The organism is Escherichia sp. MOD1-EC7011, from assembly GCF_002965005.1.
In the GTDB taxonomy this organism is placed as follows: domain Bacteria; phylum Pseudomonadota; class Gammaproteobacteria; order Enterobacterales; family Enterobacteriaceae; genus Escherichia; species Escherichia ruysiae.
Genome location: NZ_PTRD01000006.1, coordinates 14,292 through 37,985, shown reverse-complemented (window position 1 = coordinate 37,985; position 23,694 = coordinate 14,292). Strand labels below are relative to the sequence as shown.

At 52.2% G+C, this 23,694-nt stretch carries 36 protein-coding genes and 4 tRNA genes; 4 read left to right on the top strand and 36 right to left on the bottom strand.

Features of this window, described 5'->3' with window-relative positions; all coding sequences use genetic code 11:
* Positions 1 to 15 precede the first annotated feature (15 nt).
* The 36 genes from A7098_RS02460 to A7098_RS02280 all read right to left on the bottom strand — a co-directional run bounded on the left by A7098_RS02460 (position 16) and on the right by A7098_RS02280 (position 21,057).
* Complete coding sequence (locus A7098_RS02460; RefSeq protein WP_097762128.1) at positions 16 to 756, bottom strand: phage tail protein; 741 nt, start codon at positions 754 to 756, stop codon at positions 16 to 18.
* Positions 757 to 763: 7 nt separating this feature from the next.
* Positions 764 to 1,159 carry a phage minor tail U family protein gene (locus tag A7098_RS02455; protein WP_000683128.1) on the bottom strand — a complete coding sequence of 132 codons (396 nt, stop codon included), beginning with the start codon at positions 1,157 to 1,159 and terminating at the stop codon, positions 764 to 766.
* Positions 1,156 to 1,734, bottom strand: coding sequence for a phage tail protein (locus A7098_RS02450; protein WP_000975081.1), 579 nt, complete (start codon positions 1,732 to 1,734; stop codon positions 1,156 to 1,158). Before A7098_RS02450 ends, A7098_RS02455 begins: the two co-directional genes overlap by 4 nt.
* Positions 1,735 to 1,745: 11 nt before the next feature.
* On the bottom strand, positions 1,746 to 2,099 hold the full coding sequence (locus A7098_RS02445) for a head-tail joining protein (protein WP_000752975.1): 354 nt from the start codon (positions 2,097 to 2,099) through the stop codon (positions 1,746 to 1,748).
* Between the two features lie 11 nt (positions 2,100 to 2,110).
* Positions 2,111 to 2,509 carry a DNA-packaging protein FI gene (locus A7098_RS02440; RefSeq protein WP_074152574.1) on the bottom strand — a complete coding sequence of 133 codons (399 nt, stop codon included), beginning with the start codon at positions 2,507 to 2,509 and terminating at the stop codon, positions 2,111 to 2,113.
* A gap of 41 nt (positions 2,510 to 2,550) precedes the next feature.
* On the bottom strand, positions 2,551 to 3,576 hold the full coding sequence (locus tag A7098_RS02435; RefSeq protein WP_000063252.1) for a major capsid protein: 1,026 nt from the start codon (positions 3,574 to 3,576) through the stop codon (positions 2,551 to 2,553).
* Positions 3,577 to 3,632: 56 nt separating this feature from the next.
* Positions 3,633 to 3,965, bottom strand: coding sequence for a head decoration protein (locus tag A7098_RS02430; RefSeq protein ID WP_001345004.1), 333 nt, complete (start codon positions 3,963 to 3,965; stop codon positions 3,633 to 3,635).
* Between the two features lie 9 nt (positions 3,966 to 3,974).
* Positions 3,975 to 5,294 carry a S49 family peptidase gene (locus A7098_RS02425; RefSeq protein ID WP_063120722.1) on the bottom strand — a complete coding sequence of 440 codons (1,320 nt, stop codon included), beginning with the start codon at positions 5,292 to 5,294 and terminating at the stop codon, positions 3,975 to 3,977.
* A complete protein-coding gene (locus tag A7098_RS02420) occupies positions 5,275 to 6,876 on the bottom strand; it encodes a phage portal protein (RefSeq protein WP_016234376.1) in 1,602 nt (533 codons plus the stop codon). The genes A7098_RS02425 and A7098_RS02420 overlap by 20 nt, the downstream gene beginning before the upstream one ends.
* Complete coding sequence (locus A7098_RS02415; protein WP_105280275.1) at positions 6,873 to 7,079, bottom strand: phage head-tail joining protein; 207 nt, start codon at positions 7,077 to 7,079, stop codon at positions 6,873 to 6,875. Before A7098_RS02415 ends, A7098_RS02420 begins: the two co-directional genes overlap by 4 nt.
* Positions 7,076 to 9,001, bottom strand: a complete 1,926-nt coding sequence (locus A7098_RS02410; protein ID WP_105280274.1) for a phage terminase large subunit family protein — start codon at positions 8,999 to 9,001, stop codon at positions 7,076 to 7,078. Before A7098_RS02410 ends, A7098_RS02415 begins: the two co-directional genes overlap by 4 nt.
* A complete protein-coding gene (locus tag A7098_RS02405; protein ID WP_105280273.1) occupies positions 8,976 to 9,521 on the bottom strand; it encodes a DNA-packaging protein in 546 nt (181 codons plus the stop codon). The genes A7098_RS02410 and A7098_RS02405 overlap by 26 nt, the downstream gene beginning before the upstream one ends.
* Positions 9,522 to 9,785: 264 nt before the next feature.
* Positions 9,786 to 10,031, bottom strand: coding sequence for a hypothetical protein (locus A7098_RS02400; protein WP_000122986.1), 246 nt, complete (start codon positions 10,029 to 10,031; stop codon positions 9,786 to 9,788).
* A 653-nt stretch (positions 10,032 to 10,684) separates the two neighbouring features.
* On the bottom strand, positions 10,685 to 10,837 hold the full coding sequence (locus A7098_RS02385; protein ID WP_001139681.1) for a hypothetical protein: 153 nt from the start codon (positions 10,835 to 10,837) through the stop codon (positions 10,685 to 10,687).
* Positions 10,825 to 11,292, bottom strand: a complete 468-nt coding sequence (locus tag A7098_RS02380) for a lysis protein (protein ID WP_001300226.1) — start codon at positions 11,290 to 11,292, stop codon at positions 10,825 to 10,827. Before A7098_RS02380 ends, A7098_RS02385 begins: the two co-directional genes overlap by 13 nt.
* Positions 11,289 to 11,822, bottom strand: a complete 534-nt coding sequence (locus A7098_RS02375) for a lysozyme (protein WP_059336915.1) — start codon at positions 11,820 to 11,822, stop codon at positions 11,289 to 11,291. The genes A7098_RS02380 and A7098_RS02375 overlap by 4 nt, the downstream gene beginning before the upstream one ends.
* A 55-nt stretch (positions 11,823 to 11,877) precedes the next feature.
* Positions 11,878 to 12,192, bottom strand: coding sequence for a YdfR family protein (locus tag A7098_RS02370; RefSeq protein WP_059336916.1), 315 nt, complete (start codon positions 12,190 to 12,192; stop codon positions 11,878 to 11,880).
* Between the two features lie 4 nt (positions 12,193 to 12,196).
* Entirely contained in the window at positions 12,197 to 12,412 is a 216-nt protein-coding gene (locus A7098_RS02365) for a class II holin family protein (protein ID WP_000839572.1), read from the bottom strand.
* 291 nt (positions 12,413 to 12,703) lie between these two features.
* Positions 12,704 to 12,778: transfer RNA gene (locus A7098_RS02360), tRNA-Gly, on the bottom strand.
* A gap of 3 nt (positions 12,779 to 12,781) precedes the next feature.
* Positions 12,782 to 12,857, bottom strand: a tRNA-Thr gene (locus A7098_RS02355).
* Between the two features lie 2 nt (positions 12,858 to 12,859).
* A tRNA-Lys gene (locus A7098_RS02350) sits at positions 12,860 to 12,936 on the bottom strand.
* 1 nt (position 12,937) lies between these two features.
* Positions 12,938 to 13,013, bottom strand: a tRNA-Ile gene (locus A7098_RS02345).
* Between the two features lie 220 nt (positions 13,014 to 13,233).
* A complete protein-coding gene (locus A7098_RS02340) occupies positions 13,234 to 13,659 on the bottom strand; it encodes a hypothetical protein (RefSeq protein WP_000115362.1) in 426 nt (141 codons plus the stop codon).
* A 280-nt stretch (positions 13,660 to 13,939) separates the two neighbouring features.
* Positions 13,940 to 14,692 carry an antitermination protein gene (locus tag A7098_RS02335; RefSeq protein WP_001047102.1) on the bottom strand — a complete coding sequence of 251 codons (753 nt, stop codon included), beginning with the start codon at positions 14,690 to 14,692 and terminating at the stop codon, positions 13,940 to 13,942.
* Positions 14,693 to 14,705: 13 nt separating this feature from the next.
* On the bottom strand, positions 14,706 to 15,695 hold the full coding sequence (locus A7098_RS02330) for a DUF968 domain-containing protein (protein WP_001360050.1): 990 nt from the start codon (positions 15,693 to 15,695) through the stop codon (positions 14,706 to 14,708).
* Between the two features lie 7 nt (positions 15,696 to 15,702).
* Positions 15,703 to 16,512: a KilA-N domain-containing protein gene (locus A7098_RS02325; RefSeq protein WP_044687610.1), complete on the bottom strand. Its 810-nt coding sequence runs from the start codon at positions 16,510 to 16,512 to the stop codon at positions 15,703 to 15,705.
* 19 nt (positions 16,513 to 16,531) lie between these two features.
* Positions 16,532 to 16,921: a RusA family crossover junction endodeoxyribonuclease gene (locus A7098_RS02320; protein WP_000767114.1), complete on the bottom strand. Its 390-nt coding sequence runs from the start codon at positions 16,919 to 16,921 to the stop codon at positions 16,532 to 16,534.
* Complete coding sequence (locus A7098_RS02315) at positions 16,918 to 17,244, bottom strand: LexA family transcriptional regulator (protein ID WP_105280272.1); 327 nt, start codon at positions 17,242 to 17,244, stop codon at positions 16,918 to 16,920. Before A7098_RS02315 ends, A7098_RS02320 begins: the two co-directional genes overlap by 4 nt.
* On the bottom strand, positions 17,241 to 17,894 hold the full coding sequence (locus A7098_RS02310) for a phage N-6-adenine-methyltransferase (RefSeq protein ID WP_105280271.1): 654 nt from the start codon (positions 17,892 to 17,894) through the stop codon (positions 17,241 to 17,243). The genes A7098_RS02315 and A7098_RS02310 overlap by 4 nt, the downstream gene beginning before the upstream one ends.
* The gene (locus tag A7098_RS02305; RefSeq protein ID WP_072108508.1) at positions 17,894 to 18,388 is read right to left on the bottom strand and encodes a PerC family transcriptional regulator; all 495 of its coding nucleotides are present in this window, start codon (positions 18,386 to 18,388) and stop codon (positions 17,894 to 17,896) included. Before A7098_RS02305 ends, A7098_RS02310 begins: the two co-directional genes overlap by 1 nt.
* Positions 18,385 to 19,203, bottom strand: a complete 819-nt coding sequence (locus A7098_RS02300; protein WP_105280270.1) for a helix-turn-helix domain-containing protein — start codon at positions 19,201 to 19,203, stop codon at positions 18,385 to 18,387. Before A7098_RS02300 ends, A7098_RS02305 begins: the two co-directional genes overlap by 4 nt.
* Entirely contained in the window at positions 19,200 to 19,436 is a 237-nt protein-coding gene (locus A7098_RS02295; protein WP_000933949.1) for a hypothetical protein, read from the bottom strand. Before A7098_RS02295 ends, A7098_RS02300 begins: the two co-directional genes overlap by 4 nt.
* Positions 19,429 to 19,974, bottom strand: coding sequence for an ash family protein (locus A7098_RS02290; RefSeq protein WP_001542463.1), 546 nt, complete (start codon positions 19,972 to 19,974; stop codon positions 19,429 to 19,431). The genes A7098_RS02295 and A7098_RS02290 overlap by 8 nt, the downstream gene beginning before the upstream one ends.
* Positions 19,937 to 20,116: a DUF4222 domain-containing protein gene (locus tag A7098_RS24110; protein WP_016570095.1), complete on the bottom strand. Its 180-nt coding sequence runs from the start codon at positions 20,114 to 20,116 to the stop codon at positions 19,937 to 19,939. Before A7098_RS24110 ends, A7098_RS02290 begins: the two co-directional genes overlap by 38 nt.
* A 145-nt stretch (positions 20,117 to 20,261) precedes the next feature.
* Positions 20,262 to 20,813 (bottom strand): protein YmfL, encoded by a 552-nt coding sequence (gene ymfL, locus A7098_RS02285; RefSeq protein ID WP_000515860.1) that lies wholly within the window; start codon positions 20,811 to 20,813, stop codon positions 20,262 to 20,264.
* 43 nt (positions 20,814 to 20,856) lie between these two features.
* Positions 20,857 to 21,057, bottom strand: coding sequence for a YdaS family helix-turn-helix protein (locus A7098_RS02280; RefSeq protein ID WP_000649477.1), 201 nt, complete (start codon positions 21,055 to 21,057; stop codon positions 20,857 to 20,859).
* A gap of 90 nt (positions 21,058 to 21,147) precedes the next feature.
* Here A7098_RS02280 and A7098_RS02275 point away from each other — a divergent pair, with 90 nt between their 5' ends.
* The 4 genes from A7098_RS02275 to A7098_RS02250 all read left to right on the top strand — a co-directional run bounded on the left by A7098_RS02275 (position 21,148) and on the right by A7098_RS02250 (position 23,668).
* Complete coding sequence (locus A7098_RS02275) at positions 21,148 to 21,822, top strand: LexA family transcriptional regulator (RefSeq protein WP_000859460.1); 675 nt, start codon at positions 21,148 to 21,150, stop codon at positions 21,820 to 21,822.
* A gap of 744 nt (positions 21,823 to 22,566) precedes the next feature.
* Positions 22,567 to 23,103: a 5'-deoxynucleotidase gene (yfdR, locus tag A7098_RS02260; protein WP_105280269.1), complete on the top strand. Its 537-nt coding sequence runs from the start codon at positions 22,567 to 22,569 to the stop codon at positions 23,101 to 23,103.
* Positions 23,094 to 23,456 (top strand): hypothetical protein, encoded by a 363-nt coding sequence (locus A7098_RS02255; protein WP_089566732.1) that lies wholly within the window; start codon positions 23,094 to 23,096, stop codon positions 23,454 to 23,456. The genes yfdR and A7098_RS02255 overlap by 10 nt, the downstream gene beginning before the upstream one ends.
* On the top strand, positions 23,453 to 23,668 hold the full coding sequence (locus A7098_RS02250) for a hypothetical protein (protein ID WP_001331173.1): 216 nt from the start codon (positions 23,453 to 23,455) through the stop codon (positions 23,666 to 23,668). The genes A7098_RS02255 and A7098_RS02250 overlap by 4 nt, the downstream gene beginning before the upstream one ends.
* Positions 23,669 to 23,694: the final 26 nt, after the last annotated feature.

Genomic DNA, 23,694 nt, shown 5'->3' with positions numbered 1-23,694 from the left:
CGCTGACTCTCCGGATTAACTGGCGGTGACGGTGATTTCTGCAACCGCAGCAAACTCACCATTACCGGATACAACCGGAATGTTGACCTTGCCTGCAGCAACGCCGTTCACGGTGATGGTCATACCACTGACCGACACGGTGGCTTTTGTTTTATCCGAAGACACCGCACGGAAGCTCTTGTCGGTTGCCCCTTCCGGCTGGAAGGCCACGGTCAGCGTGGTGCTCTGCCCTTTCACTACGGAAGCACTGGCTGGCGTTACCGTCATGCCGGTGGCCGCCGTCACCGTGCTGCGATCTTCTGCCATCGACGGGCGTCCCACATTGGTGACCTTCACCGTGCGGGTAATCACTTCCTTCGCCGTCACCGCCTTACCGATACTGCTGACCCAGCCACGGAACACATCGACCGTGCCGTTCGGGAAGCGGATTTTATAGGCTCGGGTATCCCCTTCATTAAACCACGCCAGCAGCGCCTGCTGCCCCTGCTCTCCGGGCATCCACGCCAGCGTGAAGCTGGTATCTCCGGCTGATTTCTGCCCCTGCCCGGTCGCAGTCCAGTCCGCATCTTCATCATCGAGATAGCTGTCGTCATAGGACTCAGCGGTCAGTTCGCCGGGCGTCAGGTCTTTAACTTTTGCCAGACGCGACCAGTCAACGTCTGAAAGCGGGTTCGCATAAGGGTCACCGTTCCCCTTATAAACCCACAGTGTGGTCCCGGCACCTTTCACCGGCATTGTTGGATTTGGTACAGGCATAGCGTCCTCACATTTCATAGGTAATGACATACGTCAGATCGGCTGAACTCCACAGGCCCGCATCATCGTCGCGCCGGTAGTCATAGCCACTGGCCACCATACTGGTGATCAAATCTGACAGTGCCGGGATATCGCTCATCACCGGATAAATCCGGGACTCCATCCACGAATCCAGCTCTGAATCCGGCACCTGAGCAGGCAGGAAAACTTCAATATGCAGCTCCGCCTGCCAGGTATCGCTGTCCAGCTCTTCGCCCGTGTATTCAGCGCCGGTGAGATAAACGGCAATTGCCGGAAAATCCGCCTCATCAAAAACAGCGGGGCGACCATCAAAAAGCGTCGCCCCGGTGTCATGCTTCTCCAGTGCATCCAGTACGGCTGCTCGGAGTTCAGTATGTTTCATCGCTTTATTACCATTCTCAGTTGATGCTGCAGCGCATAGCCCAGCTCTTTCGGAAGACGCTCACGCCGTATCCGCTCAATATTCTGTTTAAACGCCGTGGTCAGCGGCACCGCCATCGGGATTTTCACCACATCAATGGGGTAACGGTTTTTCCCGGCCACACGCTGCATGACATGCCACCGGCCATTTTTCAGTTGCTGAATAAACGCGCCGGGAATACGACGGTTTCCCACCACAAGCACGCTGCCGCCACCTTTCAGGGATGAACGCTGCCCCTTTTTACGACGCCTGCGGCGGGACAGGACAACCCGCGCGTTACCCAGCTTGATTACGGGCAAATCCCCCCGGTTAACCCTGATTCTGGCCTGCGGATTTTTGACCGTGGCCCTTTTCAGCCTGGCCCTTTCCTTTACCAGTTTCCGGCGTACCTTTGTCTCACGGGCAACCTGTGACGCAGACTGCGATATCGCGGATGAAGCAACGCGGTTAATGGCCATTGCGGCGGCACCAGGCACCGCCGTTTTGCTGATACGGCTGAGGTTTTCAACGGCCTGCTCAAGACCTTTTATGGCCATACATCCCCCTTTCAGCGGCGACGGTTAACGGCAGGCGGTACGCCCCGCCCAAGCCAGAGATGACAGCTTCCGCCATCATCCGGCGAAACACGATCTATCCAGAAGTTTTCCTCACCGATGGTCAGCGTGTCTCCACGCCGCAGTTGCCGCACATCATCAGTCCGGACAAACAGGGACGGGCTGGAGCCTTCAACGCGCACGCCCTGTCCGGCATAGCTGATATTTTCAGGGTCATCAAAAACACCACGTATCACTGCACCGGACTGCTCACCGGATGTAATGGTGGCTGACGTTCCCATGTACCCGCGTATCGTTTCATCGGCGCGGGCAATGGCAGCATCGAACAGGTTATCGAAATCAGCCACAGCGCCTCCCGTTATTGCATTCTGGCCAGGCCGCGCTCTGTCATTTCGGCTGCCACACCGGCAGAGACACGAAACGCCGTTCCCGGCAGCACAAATGCCACAGGTTCATCCCGCGTGGCGTGAAGTGCATCAGTATGCAGCGTCACCAGTGCCACGACCGTGACCAGTTCAGCCGTATCCTGAATCACGGTGTCCGGCTGCGCTGATACCACCTCATTTTCATGCCCGGTCAGCACATTTTCCGGGCTGAGAGGGGTGTCCTGACCGGCAGTGTCATCCGTGTCATCAAGCTCCTCTTCCAGCTCTGCCACACGGAGCGCCAGTTCTTCTTTCGTCCCCGTCAGGCTGACATCACGGTTCAGTTGTTCACCCAGCGAGCGGAGACGGGCAATCAGTTCATCTTTCGTCATGGACTTCTCCACAGAGAGACAATGGCCCCGAAGGGCCATGATTACGCCAGTTGTACGGACACGAACTCATCAGGGTCAGCCAGCAGCATCAGCGGTGCTGACTGAATCATGGTGAACTCACGTGCCGGATCGCCGGTGGTCACCCAGTTTTTCGGGTAACGGGCAGAGGCGTTAATGCCTTCGCGCTGTGCGTCCGCATCCTGAATACAACCATAGGTGCGCAGACCGCGTGCCTGAGTGTTCCCCAGCACCATCGTGTTGTCCGGCAGGAAGTTCTTTTTGACGCCGTTTTCCACGTACTGTCCGGAATACACGACGATGGCAACATCGCCATACATACCCTTATAGGACACCGCTTTACCCAGGTCTTTTACCGCTGTCTCCAGCTCGGAATGAGAGCCACGACGGGTATCCAGCTTCTCCTTGACGGCTTTGAAGGAACGGAACAGCGCCCAGCCTTTCGGATCAAACACGATGATATTCACCACACCGCTGGCGTTCAGCGCGTAGGCTTCGATATCGTCGGTCGGGTCATACGTGGACTTGTCACGCTTGCTCCACTCCGTGCCGCCGGACTGCGTGATGTTATTCGCCGCACTGCGGCCCATATCCACCTCAACCGGATCGAAGGCTTCACCGGTCATGGTGTATTTGCCCTTAAGCACGGCAGAAACGGCCTGCATCTCTTCGACCTGAGCAATGGCCAGCTCTTCGTCACGCATGTTCTGCATGATGATGCGACGGCGGCGGTAAGCCGGGTCCGCCAGATTCTGCGGATCTTCATCCGGCAGGCGACGCAGGGTCATCTGCGGATTCACCTCATGCTTCGGCTTGACATATCCCGGCGTAAATTCAGAGGTGGAGCCGCCACGGGAACGGATAACCTCACCGGAAACAATCGGCGAAACGTACAGCGCCATGTTTACCAGTCCCGGAATTTGTGAGAGATAGACTTTCTCCGTGGTGAAGGGATAGCTCTCACGGAAAAAGAGACGCAGAAACAGCGGATCAAACTTAAATTTCTGCTCATTTGCCGCCAGCAGCTGGGCGGTTGTGTACATCGACATAAAAAAAATCCCGTAAAAAAAGCCGCACAGGCGGCCTTTAGTGATGAAGGGTAAAGTTAAACGATGCTGATTGCCGTTCCGGCAAACGCGGTCCGTTTTTTCGTCTCGTCGCTGGCAGCCTCCGGCCAGAGCACATCCTCATAACGGAACGTGCCGGACTTGTAGAACGTCAGCGTGGTGCTGGTCTGGTCAGCTGCAACAGCCAGAATGCCAACGGCAGCACCGTCGGTGGTGCCATCCCACGCAACCAGCTTACGGGTGGCGGTGTCAAGCATCAGCGGAGTCATTGCAGGCGCTTTCGCACTCAATCCGCCGGGCGCGGTTGCGGTATGAGCCGGGTCACTGTTGCCCAGCGGCTGGTAATGGGTAAAGGTTTCTTTGCTCGTCATAAACATCCCTTACACTGGTGTGTTCAGCAAATCGTTAACGGCATCAGATGCCGGGTTACCTGCAGCCAGTGGTGCCGGTGCACCCTGCATCAGACGATCCAGCGCAGTGTCACTGCGCGCCTGTGCACTCTGTGGTGCTGCGGCCAGAATGCGGCGGGCCGTTTCCACGGTCATTCCGGGGGTTTCTGCCAGCACGCGCGCCTGTTCTTCGCGTCCGTGAGCCTCCTCACAGTTGAGGATCCCCATAATGCGGCTGTTTTCTGCCGCAACCGCTGCGGTGATCTGCGCGTTCACGTCCGGCTGCGCCGCGCTGGCGTTTTCGCCCTCCGTCGCTTGCACCACGTCAGTAACGTCAGCCTGCGAAGCGGTGGCTGAAACAGTTGTTGATTGAGTCTCTTTGGTCATTCGCCCTCCTGAGAGACGGGATTTACGTGCATCCAGTGCATCACGCATGACGGTGATCGCATCGGTGCTGTTAACAAGTTCATCAGCCAGTCCGGCATCAATGGCCTCCTGACCGCTGTACACTGCAGCCTCGGTATCCAGCACAGCCTGCACGGACAGGCCGGTATATGCCGACACCTTCTGCGCAAACATCTGGCGGGTTGCATCCATCCGGGACTGCAGTGTCTCCCGGACATCATCCGGAAGATGGCTGTAGGGGTTGCCATCCACCTTATGGCTGCCGCTGTAAATCAGCGTGATTTCCACGCCCTGTTTCTCCAGCGCAGCACCGTAATTACTGTGAGCCATCATGACGCCGATGGAGCCTGTCCGGGCGGTCTGCGTGACCAGACGCCGGGAGGCGGCGCTGGCAAGCAGCTGACCTGCACTGCAGTTCATGTCGTTGGCCAGCGCCCATACAGGTTTTATGTCACGCACACGGGCGATGATGTCAGCGCAGTCAAATGCCCCTGCCACCATTCCGCCGGGCGTGTCCATATCGAGCAGAATGCCGTCCACCATCGGGTCACTGGCAGCCTGTTGCAGACGGGCGATAATGCCGTTGTAACCGGTCATCCCCGAATAAGGCTGCAGCGCCCGCGTCCGGCTGACCAGCGTACCGGACACCGGCAGCACGGCGATGCCGTTCATGACCTGATAACTGCGGGCCTGTCGTGGTCCGTCACCATCACCGACTAACGCCAGCGTCGCGGGTGCCTCTCCGGCAGTCAGGCTGTCGCCGGACACCGCATCCGTCAGGCGGCTGATCCCAAGCTGGCCTGCAAGGGCACAAAAGAAAACCCGCGCATAGGCGGGTTCAAGCATCAGCGGCTCATTAAAGGCCATGCTGGCAATATGCGGGAGATTACGCAGCTCTGCTGTCACTCTTCTCCTCCTCTGTTGATTGTCGCAGCCCGGATTCAAATGCCGCAGCCGCCCAGGCGGGCGGTTTAAGACCAGCCGCGCGGCGCTCCATCGTTTCACGGACCTGCTGGGCAAAAATTTCCTGATAGTCGTCACCGCGTTTCGCGCACTCTTTCTCGTAGGTGCTCAGTCCGGCTTCTATCAGCATCACCGCTTCCTGAACTTCTTTCAGACCATCGATGGCCATACGACCGGAGCCTATCCAGTCGCAGTTCCCCCAGGCACTGCGGGCTTCCTGAAAGCTGAAGCGCGCTTTTGAAGGTAACGTCACCACGCGGCGAACGATGGCCTCTTCCAGCCAGCACAGAAACATCTGGCTCGCCTGACGGGATGCGACGAATTTTCGCCGTCCCATAAAGTGCGCCCACGACTCGTTCGCGCTGGCCCGTGCCGTGGAGTAGCTCATCTGGGCGTAATTCCTGGAAAGCTGCTCATACGAGACACCAAGCCCGGCAGCGATATACCGCAGCAGTGACTGCTCAAACACGGAGTAGCCGTTATCCGTGTCCTGAGCCGTCTGCAGGTTCAGTGAGTCACCCGGCATCAGGTGCGGCACTTTTGCGCCTCCCAGCCGGACCGGTGCGGCGGAGTAATACGCGGCAATTTCACCAATCCAGCCGGTCAGCCTTTCCCGCTGCTCCTGACTGTTCGCGCCCAGAATAAAATCCATCGCTGACTGCGTATCCAGCTCACTCTCAATGGTGGCGGCATACATCGCCTTTACAATGGCGCTCTGCAGCTGCGTGTTCTGCAGCGTGTCGAGCATCTTCATCTGCTCCATCACGCTGTAAAACACATTTGCACCGCGAGTCTGCCCGTCCTCCACGGGTTCAAAAACGTGAATGAACGAGGCGCGCCCGCCGGGTAACTCACGGGGTATCCATGTCCATTTCTGCGGCATCCAGCCAGGATACCCGTCCTCGCTGACGTAATATCCCAGCGCCGCGCCGCTGTCATTAATCTGCACACCGGCACGGCAGTTCCGGCTGTCGCCGGTATTGTTCGGGTTGCTGATGCGCTTCGGGCTGACCATCCGGAACTGTGTCCGGAAAAGCCGCGACGAACTGGTATCCCAGGTGGCCTGAACGAACAGTTCACCGTTAAAGGCGTGCATGGCCACACCTTCCCGAATCATCATGGTAAACGTGCGTTTTCGCTCAACGTCAATGCAGCAGCAGTCATCCTCGGCAAACTCTTTCCATGCCGCTTCAACCTCGCGGGAAAAGGCACGGGCTTCTTCCTCCCCGATGCCCAGATAGCGCCAGCTTGGGCGATGACTGAGCCGGAAAAAAGACCCGACGATATGATCCTGGTGCAGCTGGATGGCGTTGGCGGCATAGCCGTTATTGCGTACCAGATCGTCTGCGCGGGCATTGCCACGGGTAAAGTTGGGCAGCAGGGCTGCATCCACACTTTCACTCGGTGGGTTCCACGCCCGCAACTGCCCTCCAAATCCGCTGCCACCGCCGTGATAACCGGCATATTCGCGCAGCGATGTCATGCCGTCCGGCCCCAGAAGGGTGGGAATGGTGGGCGTTTTCATACATAAAATCCTGCAGGTCCCATGCGTCGCTGTGTCATGCCGGTCTGCACTTCCAGCTCTGCAATATATTTTTTCAGGTCAGACACGGAAGTGGCCGTAAACTCCACCCTTCGTCCGTCTTTCTGTACTGTTGCCACCCGTTTACCTGTCATCAGGTCATGCAGTGCCGCACGGGCAGCGGCAAGTTCTTCCTGTCGCGTCATTCATCCTCTCCGGATAAGGCACGGGCGTAATCTGCCAGTGTTTTCTTGTTGTTTGCTGCACCATCCTCTTCCTGCAGGCTCGCCAGCAGCGCACTGAGATCCAGCTGCCAGCGGGAAATACTGATGCGCAGCGCCGCCAGCGCATAAACGAAGCAGTCGAGTGCCTCATTGCGTCGCTTTTTGCTGTCCCACAGTATTTTTTTCCTGCCATCCACCCATTTTTCGACCTGCTCTTCAGCAGTCAGCTGCTGCGCTTCGGTCAGATCAAAAATATCCGGGTTATTCGGGAAGTGAACGGCACCGGGAAGCGGTTCATCCCCTTCCGGCGTCAGTGTGAAGCGGTTATAAATCTGCTCTTTCGCGGTATCCGTACCGATTTCGGTAAGGTAAACCCCGTTTTTGTTTCGCTTACGTGGCATGCTGGCCACCGGCTTGCCGTAGACGGATGCCCCTTTAATGGGGATCACCCGGAACAGCCCATGTTTTTTCGAGCGTTCATACACAATGGTCGGGTCAATCCCGCCAATATCCCAGCAGATACGGGATACCGACATTTCTGCACCATTCCGGCGGGTATAGGTTTTATTGATGGCCTCATCCACACGCAGCAGCGTCTGTTCATCATCGTGGCGGCCCATAATAATCTGCCGGTCAATCAGCCAGCTTTCCTCACCTGGCCCCCATCCCCATACGCGCATTTCGTAGCGATCCAGCTGGGAGTCGATACCGGCGGTCAGGTAAGCCACACGGTCAGGAACGGGCGATGAATAGTGCTCTTTCCGCTCTGCCATCAGCTCGGCATCCGGACGTTCACCGATTTTCGCTTCCCATGTCTCACCGAGCGTGGTGTTCACGAAGGTTTTACGTTTTCCCGTATCCCCTTTCGTTTTCATCCAGTCTTTGACAATCTGCACCCAGGTGGTGAACGGGCTGTACGCCGTCCAGATGTGAAAGGTCACACTGTCCGGCGGCTCAATCTCTTCACCGGATGACGAAAACCAGAGAATGCCATCACGGGTCCAGATCCCGGTCTTTTCGCAGATATAACGGGCATCAGTAAAGTCCAGCTCCTGCTGGCGGATGACGCAGGCATTATGCTCGCAGAGATAAAACACGCTGGAGGGATCATCCGGCGTCCATTTGAGGCCAAACGGCGTCTCTTTATCGCCAAATTTAAGGTACTGCTCCTCCCCGCAGTGCGGGCAGGCAACATGAAAACGCATAAAATGCGGGGATTCACTGGCTGCACGCTCAATCTGGCAGGTGCCTCTCACTTTGGGCGTGGAACCTCGAATGGACTTTGGCCAGACCGAGCCTTCAATACGCTTATCGCCCAGGAACGTCGGAGAGCCTTCCTGTTCAATATCATCATCAAAGGCAGCAAGTTCATCATAACCCGCCACATCCACTGACTTTTCACGGTAGTTTTTTGCCGCTTTACCGCCCAGGCACCAGAAGCCACGCCCATTGGTGAAACGCTTCATGGTGAGCGTGTTATCCCGGTGCTTTTTGCCATACCACGGAGCCAGCGCCAGCAGCGACGGAATATCGCGGATGGTCGGCTCAACGTGGGTTTTCATAAAGTTCTCGGCATCACCATCCGTCGGCAACCAGATAAGGGTGTTGCGCTGCTTATGCTCTATGAAGTAGGCATAAACACCCAACAGCATTTTGGAATAACCAACACGGGCAGACTTCACCACATTCACCTCGCGGATGTAGTCGCTGCCCATCGCATTCATGATGGCCCGCTGAAAGGGCAGTGTTTCCCAGCGCCCTTCCTGGTATGCGGATTCTTTCGGGAGATAGTAATTAGCATCCGCCCATTCAACGGCGGTCTGTGGCTCCGGCCTGAACAGTGAGCGAAGCCCGGCGCGGACAAAATGCCGCAGCCTGTTAACCTGACTGTTCGATATATTCACTCAGCAACCCCGGTATCAGTTCATCCAGCGCGGCTGCTTTGTTCATAGCTTTGATGATATCCCGTTTCAGGAAATCAACATGTCGGTTTTCCAGTTCCGGAAAACGCCGCTGCACCGACAGGGGGATCCCGTCGAGAATACTGGCAATTTCACCTGCGATCCGCGACAGCACGAAAGTACAGAATGCGGTTTCCACCACTTCAGCGGAGTCTCTGGCATTTTTCAGCTCCTGTGCGTCGGCCTGCGCACGCGTAAGTCGATGGCGTTCGTACTCAATAGTCCCTGGCTGGAAATCTGTCTCGCTGGCCTGCCGCAGTTCTTCAACTTCCCGGCGCAGCTTTTCGTTCTCAATTTCAGCATCCCTTTCTGCATACCATTTTATGGCGGCGGCAGAGTCATAAAGCACCTCATTACCCTTGCCACCACCCCGCAGAACGGGCATTCCCTGCTCCTGCCAGTTCTGAATGGTACGGATACTCGCACCGAAAATGTCAGCCAGCTGCTTTTTGTTGACTTCCATTGTTCATTCCACGGACAAAAACAGAGAAAGGAAACGACAGAGGCCAAAAAGCTCGTTTTCAGCACCTGTCGTTTCCTTTCTTTTCATAGGGTGTTTTAAATAAAAACATTAGGTTACGGCGAAGAAGAACGGAAACGCCTTAAACCGGAAAATTTTCATAAATAGCGAAAACCCGCGCGCCTTCCGCCCCGTAGCCTGCCGGATCGCTGGAAAGGACCCAGCTACTAGCGAATGCCAGTAGCCAAGGTGGGCTGCGGGCTTAATTTAAAGCGGTGTGATTTGCAACCATTCAGACGCACTAATCTCAAAGCGACGTCCGTTAGACAACTCGATAATCACGGGTAATTCACCTAGCTCCAGCCAGGCGTTTTTTTCCGTTGGAAAACTAACAGTAGAGATCTGGTAATCCGATACGCTTTCAGCCAGTCGGCAACTTTTAAACACATCACCAAGGGCGGACGCGAAGAATTCATTTAGCTCATATTCAATCTGCTCTTTAGCTGCTGTCATGTTTCTGTCTCATCAAGTTGAATAGGGTAATCAGGAATGGATGCGAACTACAGGTCGTCTGCACCATCTTTCAGATTAAAGCAGCGCCACATTTCGTCAGGGTCAGTATTAGCCGACATCTCGCGCACCTGATTAATATTTGGCGATATTACAACAGGCACTCAATGAATGCATGTTGTAAGCCTCTCGCTCAGGAGCACTGAATCGTTCCATTATTGAATTAAATTTATGCGACTCTTTCATCAAAACCTCCTGACAAAGATACCGTGCGACCACGGTCGCACGCTCCTGAATACATGCCCTGTTTCTTCCACCCCCGCACAGGACTGGCGAGCATGAGGGACAAACCCGCGAACCATAAACGCGGTAAAAACCCGGTGTGCATCGTTTTTGATTATTCCCGCACACTCTCGCAGAAGGAGTTCCCCGTCGGGCTACGGTCTCTGTTAATACGGGAATACGGCGACGATACAGCGCATGATGTGTCAGGCTTGAATACCTTTATCCGTTAAAAGGGATATCAGTTAAGTTATCCCGTGTAGGGTATAAGCCATTATCAAAGCCACTCTGTAGGGAGTGGCTTTTGTAATGGCAATAAAAAGCCCCGCGAATACGAGGCTAAATCCTGGTATTTGTAATGACTGGCTCTTATTTCAACGCAGCCCCTTACCGCGCGCCAGATGCTCAACTTCAAGCATCAGCAATGAGATGTTTAATCTGGATTCACTCCAGAAGTGATCACCACCCTGTCTACAGAGCCAGATGTGAAGGATGATGAGTAAAATTATCGCTATCATCGAAGGCATTGCGTCCTGATATATTCCTGAAGCGTTCTCAGTGCTGTCTGGTCTCTGATGATTCCGTCCCGGATACCGAGAACGTTTCGTCCAGCAACTGGAGAGAGTTCGACGGTGGCATCATTGCCCATGCCGGAGGCGCTGGAGGTTTCGGCTGAGGATGGCACAGAGCATTTTCCTTTGACGAGCACCCGACCACCATTATCAAGCTTGCGCCGAAGAGCATCATTTTCAGCTTTCGCATCAGCCAACTCCTTCGTGTATTTAGCATCGAGTACATCAGCAGCACGCTGGCGTTGCTGCATGTCAGTAATGGTGGCGGTCGCCTGCTTCAGCTCACTGACTTTTTTATCACGCTGTTCTTTGTAGGCGATGGCGTTATCACGGTAATGATTGACCGCCCACGACAGGCAGACGATGATGCAGATAACCAGAGCATAAATAATCGCGGCGACTCTGCTCACTGATCTATCCCCCAACAGGCTAATGCGCTTTCCTGGTCACGACGAATAACCTGTCCATAGCAGTTATTTGAACGTATGCGGCAATCGCGCCCACCATCTTTTATCCACCAGCGAATCGCCTCGCATGCACTCTTACGATCACCGGCATTCAGCCGCTTATAAAACGTCGACGGGAAACACTTACCGGGGCCAATGTTATAGGGACAAAATGACGCTATACCCGCTTTCTGTGGTTCGGTCAGTGGTACTTTAATATTGCGCTCCACCCATGCCAGCGCCTTATCACGTTCAATAGCGTTAACCTGGTCGCATTTTTCCTTCGACAGCTTCATTCCCGGTATGACGGGCTTACCATCCACCATTGTGGCACCACGACAGATGGTCCATATACCGGAACCATCGCGGTATGCCGTAGTGTGGTTACCCTCTTTTTCATCCAGAAACTGGTCAAGTATTTGAGGAGCAGACGCGCCTGCAGCAATCAGCGCCAGAACAGCAGCTGACAGGCCGTATTTGATTTTTGCGCTCATGGATATTTATCAGGATGCTACCAATGAAAGATACTGGAAAGCCAACTGCAAAAAGCTAACAACCCTTAATCGAGTTATCAGAACTGTTAATTTTTATGGTATACCGCGCCTCTGAACAGGGGCGCGTTTCTGGCAACAGCTCGTCCCCTTCACATAACCCGGCAGCAACATCCAGGAAGACCTGTCTGATGCTCCTTCTGGCTGCTGCCTCATAAAACTCCAGCGCGGCACCTTCAACACGGTCCAGCGAGATGTCCAGGTCAAAAATTTCACCGTCAAAGCGTTTTTTGTCCCGTAACGCTAAAGTTACCGTAACTTTATTCTCAAAATTGCGGATCCCTTTCACAATCAGTTCATATTTTTGTGTCATTGAATTACTCTCCCCGTGCAGCCTTACGCTTGTCTTCTCTTATTTTGAAGTACAGATTTGTCAGATAAGTCAGGAAGCCCAGAACCAGACTCCCCAGTACACCAATCGCAGCCCACTGTGACGGACTGACCTGATCAAGCCACTGTAAAAACCAGTAGCCAGCACTGCCTGCGGAGGTGCCGTAGGCAATGCCCGTTGAAATTTTGTCCATGGATTTCATAGCCTCACCTCCGCAAATAACGGATGGCGTAGTTTTACACTGAGAAATGAAAGGGATTTGAAAAGAAAAACCCGCAAAAGCGGGCGAAACGATATATACAGTAAGGGAAGCACTCTATCCAACAAACCACCCACAGTTAATCGGAATAAAAGCAGAGTGCTTATGAATGATCGCCTGCCCGAAGGTTAGTATTTCTGCACAGCAATTTTGCAAAAAAAGCGATCATTCATAACTTAAACGTCTTTCAGTCACTCCGGGATTTCCCATCATCGCAGACTGAAAGACTCTAACTGGAGCGGGCAGCGGGAATCGAACCCGCATCATCAGCTTGGAAGGCTGAGGTAATAGCCATTATACGATGCCCGCACATGGTGCCGACTACCGGAATCGAACTGGTGACCTACTGATTACAAGTCAGTTGCTCTACCTACTGAGCTAAGTCGGCACTGGACCGCCACCGGGGACTCGAACCTCGCACTCTCAACTTAAAGGGTTGACGCTCTTTCCTGATGAGCTAGTGGCAGTTGGTGGCCCTTGCTGGATTTGAACCAGCGACCTGGCGATTATGAGTCGCTCGCTCTCACCACTGAGCTAAAGGGCCGCGCGCAGAATAATAACGTTACAGAATTAATACTGCAATATCTTCAGAAGGCCTGATTAAATGCTGTTTTTCACTTGTCCACCAGCGTGTTTACTGTACTGCACCAAGTTTACAGGTACAAAAAACCCGCTCAGTGGCGGGTTGCTATCACAGCTATATATTTACTTATTATGCCGTTACTAACATTTATCTTCGGCATATAATCGAAAACAAGGTTTGCTTAAAACTCTGCTTTCATTTTATCCGGGAATTTTTTATTTGCAGCATAATAACTACCAAGTATATAAGCGTTCATTTGCTGCTCTACATCAACCCGACATGCAGCACTAGAACAAGCACCACTGATAAGCCCAAAAGAACTCCCTTTAGCAGAGAGATCAGCTTTAATTTCCTCTACAGTGTTTTTCCCCATAGCAACTACACACCCTGTCACAATATATCTAGCCTTCACATCATCCATGCTAAGGATAGTGGTTTTCGCAATTTTGCTGTATCCATCATTTTTATAAACATCCATGGCAAAGGCACGGCAATCTGTATAATACGGACTTGCTTTAACTTGCGAATACTCAGGTAATTTCATACCTGCACAACCAACTAAACAAAAACCTATCGCTGCTATTAATACCTTTTTCATTACACTCATAACCTAGAAGCATCATTGAAACTAATTTATTAAATATTCATCGAGTTTCTGGAATACAGACGTTAACCATCTCTCCAAAATCTAAAAGATAATAAGAAAAAATGTTTAACGCACCAATCCATTTCATAGTTTCATGAGACATCAGGCACAAAAAAACCCGCTCAGCGGCGGGTTCTTAAATCTTATCAACGGTAGACATACAAAGCCCATCGTTGGGAAAATCTTATCCATATTTTTTGAAAAATGCAAGCATCATGTCGCCATCTTCGGAGAAAATCATTTATCTTGTCACTTTTCTCAATTGTGTCTCTGCATATGCTTCTTCCTGCCAGCACTTTGTAACCAGTTTATCAATGACATCTGCATATCCTTTGTACCACTGATAATCCGTCAGATCCGGTACCAGCTTCTGGACATGATGCCGCGCCAGTGTGGTTGGTAAACGGCTAAACCGGTTTCCATTGCAACGCCCACAAATCTTATAAACAGGCGCACCATGAAGCCGGGTTCTTTTTTCATCCAGTACAATACCTTTCCCCTTACACCCTCTGCACGCTGTGCTGACCTCTCCCTTACCATGACAATGCTGACATAGTTCCTTCACCCACTCTTCCTTGATAACAGATTCCCCGCTTCTGGAGTGTTTCACCACTTCGCGCAATACATTATGAAATCCAGTACCAGCACAATGCTCACAGCGAGCCTTACTTGCCGCAGACCTGGAATAATCAGCAAAGGCAAAATTCACAAGGTAAGGGATGATCTGTAACCGGGTTTCTTCACTCAATTTGTTCAATGTCGGGTTATCCAGTGCCATCGCGTAATTGAGCAGACCTTCAATCGCAAACTGAGGATCCTGAACACCAACTTTTGCCAGGAATAAGGCAAAACCCAGTGGTGCTTTCGACTGCACCATCCCCTGCGCAGCCATCACATCCGTAATCGTTAAACCACCAGAGCCTGTCGCCGGTGCGTCATCGCTCAATTTTGGAGATTTTGGGGAGTAATATTTTGGTAAGGCTTCAAGGTTCATGCTCATTCTCCACTTACGCCAGTACGCCTATTGCCAGCGCACGATCGATAAAACGAAATATCAGCTCCAGCTGGGAGCCATACTTCTCTTCAAATGCCACGGTATCCGCATGCAGCTCGTCGTGATGCTTTCTGCACAAAGGCAACACAAAGAGGTCATGCGCTTTTGTACCCATTCCCCCCTGACCGTGGCCTATCAGGTGGTGGGGATCATCAGCGGGCTTTCCACAACATGCACACGGCTGTGTCTTAACCCAGCGCGTGTACTTTTCATTAACCCAGCGGCGACGTTTTGGGCGTAACATAAAAGACTCCGGCGACTCCGGATCCACTTTCAGCGCCAGCACCTTTTTTGCCTTATCCTGGATGATGCTGGTGGCAGGAACCGAAGGCACAAGGTCACTTTCCCGGGTGACAGACGGCACAACAGGCTTTGGTAATCTCAGTGCCTTACGGGCTGCACTTTCCGGTAAGGCATCCGCCAGGTCATTACGAATCAGCCACCAGCACAGTTCCGGCATTGTCACAACGTGACTATCATCAAAACCGAGATCCCGACGCACAACAGACAACACCCAGCGGGCACAGTTATCCGTTGCCATTGATTCCAGCCGTTCCGTGAACTGATCGCGCAGCTGGTTATCACAGTGCCAGCACAGACGGATTGCGCCCGGAGCGTGTCGCATTGTGGTCATGTTCTCGCTGTGCCAGTCGGAATGAGGCCACTGGCAGCCTTTTTCACGAAGTAACCAGCTTTCAAGACATTCCACGCCACCAGCACGACGGATCACTGCCTCATTGCGGAACACGGCCCGAACAGCAGGATCATCCGCCAGCGGTTGTGATGCCGCGGGAACGGCACCACTGGCGAAAGATGAATAACGTTCCGGCTCAGGCTCCAGCAGTACACGCCCCTGCATAAACAGGGGCATCAGCTCTGAACCTGGTCTGAACAATACGATCCCCATACGCGGGGCTATTTCAGGGGTCAGTAGTGCTCTCACGGTCACCTCAATGAACGGTATCGAGCAACTTTAACAGCTCAGGGAATCGGGATTCGAAGAAATGCGGCTGCGTCTCGCGCGGATTTGCGGGACTGGTGATGTTCTTGCCGAACATGCAGCCTTTCGCCGTCAGCGACCAGAATTTTTTGATGTTGTTAATCGCGGTACGGCTGTATCGTTCGCGCTGCTCGACGATCCCCAGCTTCGCCATCTGGTGATATGCCTGATTAGCCGTAAGGCGGATACCATACTGTTTCAGCAGTGCACTCAGCGACAGTGTCGGGCGACTTGAGCCATCAGGCGCGTCAGCAGGAGCATCAATGGCATAGCGCGGTGCCAGATTCGGTAAGCCAACAGCCTCCTGGAGTTTCTGACAGGCCCCAAGCACTGAAGAGTTAGACAGGTTTAACTCCCTGCGCATAAAGTCCAGCAGAATCACTCCAGCCTGCATCTTGTCAGCAGCCTGCCCGGATAATTTTTCCGGTACGCTGGTTACCATATCGAAAGTACGGATCACCTTCAGATGGAATGACGGGCTGATCCACATTGCATAGGCATACACCAGTTCTTTGCAGACATACGTCCCCTGGTTATTTCCGCCATTAATGACGCTAACTGGTTGATTTTGTTCCAGAGGCGGAATTCCACCCTCGGTGAAAAGTTGTTCAATCAATTCACAGGTTTGCTTATTGGAGAGCCAGTATTTCGGGCGGTTTTTTTGTTCTCCCCCGGCTGCCCTGTGCAGATCGTTCAGGCTGTAACGCCCATAAGCATCACGACGAACTTCAATACCATCAATGACCATCAGATTATTCATACTTCGTTTCTCCTCTTAATCAGGCGGCTGCACCCGCCGTTTTCTCGTACTTACTGATAGTGATCTCGACCTTCCCTCCCGGGATAACCGGTCCCCACTCCACCAGCATTCTTTTCACCTGACTGTCGTCTTCCCACACACCCGCGTGGGTCAGGGCGTCAAACAGCGCCTTGTTATAGTTGTCCAGATCGCGGATCCGGTTATCCGGAGGAAACAACACGATCTCCACTGAAGCAGGTGCCGACGTTGGTTTCGGCAGACGACGTAACTGCTCAACTATTGCTGCGCACGCCGCGCTCTGGAATTTTCGCCCCGCCGCGCTTATCAGACTCTTACCAGCAAACGCCCCTTTGTTGGGGTGTCGCCAGTACGTGTTCACGCTGGGCGGGAAAGGCAAGATCAGCTTCATACTTTCAGGCCTCTCTCATGTAACCAGTGGGCTGCACGCAGCCTGGCGTTTTCCTCACCGGCAAGCAGTGCGCGGATAATCCCGACCGTCTCGCTGTCGTCGTCCTTCACCGCGGTATGAAGCGTTATCCCCCGGGCCACGCCACGCTTTATCGTGATGACGCCTTTTTTCTCCAGTGCACGAAGATGCTCTACCGCTGCATTCACTGAACGGTATCCCAGCATGGTTGCCACCTCCTGATTGGTTGGCGGAAAGCCACGCTCTTTCTGGTAAGAAATCAGCATATCCAGCACCTGCTGCTGGCATTGAGTTAACGTCGTCATGCCGCCATCTCCCTGACCAGTTTTTCCGCCTGCTGGCGAACCTGCACCAGAAAGGCTTCACCACATGCCTCAAGTTCATCGCGCCCGATGTAGCTGATTGCCGGTCCCTTCCAGGTCTTGTCGAAAACAGCAATAGCACCAGCGAAGAAAGCGCCTGTCGGCACCTGCTTCTCATCCTTCGGGATAAACCAGGCAGGCAGTTCAAAACCAATACGCCCGCGAATAAAAGCAATATGGTCCGCATCTTCCGGCCACCACACTTCGCTGGTGGCAGCTTTGATCAGGAAAACATAGCGCCCGTCCTTATCACGCATGGCACTGGCATGTTTCATGATGTAACGCATGCCGGTGATGTATTGCCCCTCATGCTGACTGGCGCGGCTGTATGGGGGATTACCAAAGGCAGCACCTTTAAGCTCCGCAAGACGTTCTGACCAGTCATGCGCCAGCGCGTTATCTTCCGCCGTGTAATACGCGGCACATTTGGCGTTATCACCGTCAGTAAACAGATCCAGAACAAACGGGCCAAACAGGGTGTTAATTCCCCAGAAAATGTTGTCCGGCGTGCGCCACTGATCGCCCACTTCCTTCAGTTCATGGGCTGGTTTGTTCCGCAGTTCCACCAGCGCCTGGCAATATTTATTACTCATTAAGCCCCCACGTAATTCCCTGACAGATACCACTCATCACCCGATACAGCTCGCTTGCTGCTTTTCCGTAAGCACTGCTCACGACGCGCCAGAAAATTGTTTCGTTCTGGCTGGGAGTGGCTTTCACGGAATGCCGCCATCCACACGGTTGCAGCACGACGGTATAAGCCCCTGGACTCCAGTTCTTCAGCCTGGCGGGTCAGGCACAAAATCACCCGTGGATCGTTAGTGCCGACATAGAAATTGCGCACAGGTCTGGTTTCACGAACTGGTTGTGGTTCCGGTTCCTGCGCTCTCTCAGTCAGGCGCGGGAAATGTCTGCGTGTATCTCCTTCACAACGGTGATCCACACGCCCACTCTGACGTAACTTGCTTGCTGACTGCAGAACGCGCTGCCGTGAGTAACCTGCAAAAGCATCCGCAATGTCTCCGGAAGTACACCCCGGATGGGCTTCAATGAATTTCTGAACTTCATTCAAAAGACTCATAATCACCCCCTGAATCCTGCCGGGATCTGGCTGTAGTCCACGTTGTCGTAACTGGCTTTGAAGTACGGGTCCTCGCGTCTGGCTGCAGATACCGCAGGAACTTCCCAGGATTCTTCGAAATGACGATCCGGACCAAAGAACGTGACAGCCTGTTTCACAAATTGTGTGCCGCTGTTACCCATCGCAGATACCCAGCACGAGTAGCGTTTCACACCTTCCAGCATGTTTTCGGGGTTTACCCCCTCATTCAAACGGGCTTTCCAGGCTTTGAAGGCTGCTGATTTTGAATTGCCACCAGCACGTTTGGGGTATGCCAGCCATGCCTGCTCAAACTCCGGAGAGTATTCCGGTCGGTTTGAACGAACTCGCACAGACTCATCAGCAGATGCACCAACAGCTATTGGTTCATTGACTGGTTCTTTGACTGGTTCAAAAGAGTGACTGGTTCTGGGTGAATCTCCTGCACTACCCCCTAGTGCAACTCCTGCACTACCTGGTGAATTTGCTGCACCAGATAGTGAATTATTTGCACTACCCCCTAGTGAATCTCCTGCACCATCCAGATGAAGGAGATAGATATTACTTGAGTTACCTTTTTCACCTTTCCGGGTGACTTTTTTTACCAGCCCGGACTCACAAAGGGCCGCAATATGATTCATCACAGAACGTTTGCTAATCTCGCACTGGTCAGCAATATGCTGGTAGCTGGGCCAGCACTCACCCTGATCGCTGGCATTATCAGCCAGCTTGATCAGAACCAGTTTTCGCAATGGATTACCCACTCGAATTTTCATCGCTTTAACCATCAGCTCCATACTCATGCTGCACCTCCGAGATGCTTCATGTTTTTTCCGGAGCGAAAGGCTATAAGCGGCATACTGACGCGGTAATTACGGCCCAGCGGTTCACAAATCACCTTCTGACATTCACGGTCAACCAGGCTGACACGTAGAACATGCCCTGCTGGCGTGGTGTACCACTGCCCAACTGTGGGTGTTGATATTTTTTTACGCTGAAATAAACGGTAAATGTTGAGGAGTAACGGATTAAGCATGACGATGCCCTCCGCTGATATTCAGGAGACGGTGAATATGAAAATTAGCCTTATCCGCCAGACGAATACGTTCAGCTTGCAAGTTAAGAAGGGTTTCTACCAGAACCTGATGTGCTTGCGGATCCGAAAGAGTTACCTTGCGCAGAGCACGTAGTGCAGTTGTTACATAACTGAGTTTATGTAAGTCTTCATCATTCAGACGAGTGAGGGCTGGGACAGTAGCCATGATGGCAGCCTCCTTGATCGGTGAAATACTTCCACCACCGGAAACGCCAATTTCGCTGGTGGTGAACTGAACGGGGTTGGCGTAACCGGTGATCAAGGAAACCGGCGCATCTTTCGATGCCCCCGCCCAGCCCACCATAACTTTGATGTGAGCAAATGCGGACGATAAAAAAGACGCTGGCGCGTCATATATCGCCTTGATCAATTCCAGGACGCCAATCCCGGCACCCGCTTTATAAGGTGCCTGAACAGTGTAACGTCCCGGAATGGCAGAATCAATGTGCTGGTGGTCCTTCACACTCAACAAAATCACGCTTGAATTTCCACAAAGGACTAAAGCACTCATGCGGGTAGTCTTTGCGAAGATAGATAACGCGCTGTGTTTCTGGCTCCCAACGAATAACATGAACATAAAGTCCTCTTCCGTCACGAAACCAGCGGTTAAGTTCCTGCACAACTCGCCCCCCACAGTCAGGTAAAGTTCTCTGTGGTTACTTACAGCCAGGAGATTTGGTAATCTGCATTCATGCCGTAACAACAGGTGTTCAGCGACGCTGACCACCAGCTGTTGCGACAAACGGTTATTTGCCGTTAAACTGTTCATGCGTTAGTTTCTCCACAGACACAAAACGCCACGACGCCCGGAGCTGCACACTCGCGGGCGTCACTCTTTTCTGGAGCGCAAAAGATTTTGTAGACCAGTGCTGCATGCTCCTGGAGCTTCGAAATTGACAGATACAACTCATCATTAATTGCTGTCTGCTCGTGTGGCTCCACTACCCCATCTTCGATTGCCGAACGAATCTGCTTTGAGTAACTCCCGATCTGTTCGATGACTTCCAGCAGGCGCTGGTTTATATCGGCGTTCTCTACTTCCTCAATTTCAGGAAGCGATACAAACACCCCACCAGCAGACTGTGCGACAGCATCCGCAATGTAGTGAGTGCCAGCCGCGCGCTGTAAAATCATTGCCCATCCCAGCGGGAAAATCTGATCGCCATCTGCACGAAGGCGGTTGAATAAAGCGTTCTCTGTTACATCTAGCCACTCAGCAGCTTCAGCGTACCCCCCCGGCAACGCCGCGATAGTTTTTCTGACAGCTTTCACGTACCACTCAGGCTGTTTTTCTACTTTCCAGTGATGCTTACCCACGGTTAGCCTCATCGTTCTGTGGTTAAAAATTGAAGGTGTTCTGTTAATCTTTCGGATAGATATCCGGTCTTAAGTCAGATTTCGTAATTGCACCTGACGTGCATTGCTCAAGTTTTTTAGCCAGCACAAAACTGGCTTTTTTATAACCATTGAAAACCAGCCGTAAATAGCCTGGTGTTGAGCCAACTTTTCCGGCCAACTCGCCCTGCTGTTCTTTGGTTAAAGAGTCCCAATACGCTTTCATACAATATGTACCTCCGATATACATATTACATGATTGAGATGAACCTTCAAGATACTTGTACCCTATCGGTACAAAGGTTTTAATTTCGTTATGAAAACAGTCCATGACATCCGGCGGTCTAACGCCAGAAAACTGAGAGATGGTGTTGGCGGGAATTCTTCCTTTGCCACCATGATTGATCGCGAGCCAACCCAGACCAGCAGGTTTATGGGAGATGGTGCTACTAAAAATATCGGTGACAGCATGGCACGGCACATCGAAAAATGTTTCGACCTGCCTGTCGGATGGCTTGATCAAGAACACCAGACAACAAACATCACAAAAAAACCTGATGTTTCAATTACTAACAAACAAATAACGTTAGTCCCTGTCATATCATGGGTACAGGCCGGAGCATGGAAAGAAGTTGGCTATTCTGAGGTTGATTTGAGCACAGCAGAAACTTATCCCTGCCCTGTACCCTGTGGCGAAATGACTTATATCTTGCGGGTGATTGGTGATTCAATGATTGATGAGTACCGCCCGGGAGACATGATTTTTGTAGATCCTGAAGTCCCTGCCTGCCACGGTGACGACGTTATTGCATTGATGCACGATTCAGGCGAAACCACCTTCAAGCGGTTGATAGAAGATGGAACACAGCGTTATCTCAAAGCATTAAACCCAAACTGGCCTGAGCCTTACATTAAGATTAACGGTAATTGCTCTATAATTGGTACAGTGATTTTCTCGGGAAAACCAAGAAGATACACAATAAAGGCCTAATCAATATTTATGAACCTGCTTCGGCAGGTTTTTTTATGCTTGACAATGTACCCATGAGATACATAATGTATCTAAAAGAAACATAACACAGGCAAGATTAAAACAAAATTTGGTTGTAACACGGCGTATGGCACATGCGTCGTTAGCGGTCTGGTGACGTTAAAGGGGACAATCCACTCCTTGCTCGAGCAAACAAACCAGGTAGCCGGAATGTGCAAGTCAATGATGATGCTGATAAGACGCCTAACCAGCGTGGCGATTCGGTTTGACGCCTGGGAAGAGACCAGGGTGCAACGATGAGGGCATTTATGGAACCGCGACAAAGTGTGGTGCCGTAACTGGCTAAGTGCTCTCAGCGTTGTGGTAATCCGCGAAATGGCGCGGCGGTAAGTATGGCGGGGTTACTCTTTCCCCGTTGAGGACACCGGATTGTCAGGTTGACCATACGCCTGAGTGACAACCCCACCACAACAGCCACTGCTTTGGCGGTACCAGTTTGTACACTTGCTTCCGGCTGGTACCGCTCTTTTTACAAAACAGAGAAGAGCATCACCGGACGACGGGCTCATAACCCAATCCATCCGGGCGGCTGCCACCGCAGGTGTTCTTCTCTGTTTTGTGGAGAAACTAACCGCCCCTACGGGGGCATTTATGGAAATGTAATTGACTCAATAATCGCCAGACGGTGAGGGCTTCCTTTTACCCGAATTCAGCGCGGTGCAGCGCATATACGTGGAGAACAAAATGTCATTTATTAAAACTTTTTCCGGGAAGCATTTTTATTATGACAGGATAAATAAAGACGACATCGTTATTAACGATATCGCGGTTTCCCTTTCAAATATCTGTCGCTTTGCAGGACATCTTTCACACTTCTACAGTGTCGCCCAGCATGCGGTGCTTTGCAGCCAGCTGGTGCCGCAGAAATTTGCTTTTGAAGCGTTAATGCATGATGCAACAGAAGCATATTGCCAGGACGTCCCCGCGCCACTGAAACGACTTCTTCCTGACTATAAACGGATGGAAGAAAAAATAGACGCCGTAATCCGTGAGAAATACGGGTTACCTCCTGTTATGAGCACGCCAGTGAAATATACCGATCTCATTATGCTGGCAACCGAACGCCGCGATCTCGGGCTTGATGATGGCTCTTTCTGGCCCGTACTGGAAGGTATCCCGGCAACAGAGATGTTCAAAGTTATTCCACTGTCGCCAGGCCATGCCTATGGGATGTTTATGGAACGTTTTAACGAGTTATCGGAGTTACGCAAATGCGCATGAATGTTTTCGAAATGGAAGGGGTTCTTCGCGGGAAATGTGTACCGCGAGATCTGAAAGTGAATGAAACAAATGCTGAGTATCTGGTACGTAAATTCGATGCGCTTGAAGCTAAATGTGCGGCTCTGGAAAACAAAGTAATACCAGTGTCAGCTGAACTGCCGCCAGCAAATGAAAGTGTTCTGTTATTTGATGCTAATGGAGAAGGCTGGCTGATTGGCTGGCGTTCTCTCTGGTACACATGGGGGCAAAAAGAAACCGGAGAATGGCAGTGGACATTTCAGGTCGGGGACCTTGAAAACGTCAATATCACTCACTGGGCAGTAATGCCGAAAGCACCAGAGACTAAGAAATGAGCGTGATAAAAACTCATACAGGAATTGTTATCACCCGAGACGGTGAAAAGCGGATGAAATTACATTCCACTGAAACGTCCTGGGTTGCCGGACGTTGTGAATCCTACGACAAAAAGACTGGTTACCGTTGGGGTGCGCCAAACATGCGTCGCCGTCTGCTCCTGGACAGCATCAGGCCAATAAAACAGGTAGCAACCAGAGAACAAAATTAATTATCAGGACTGGAATTTGATATTAC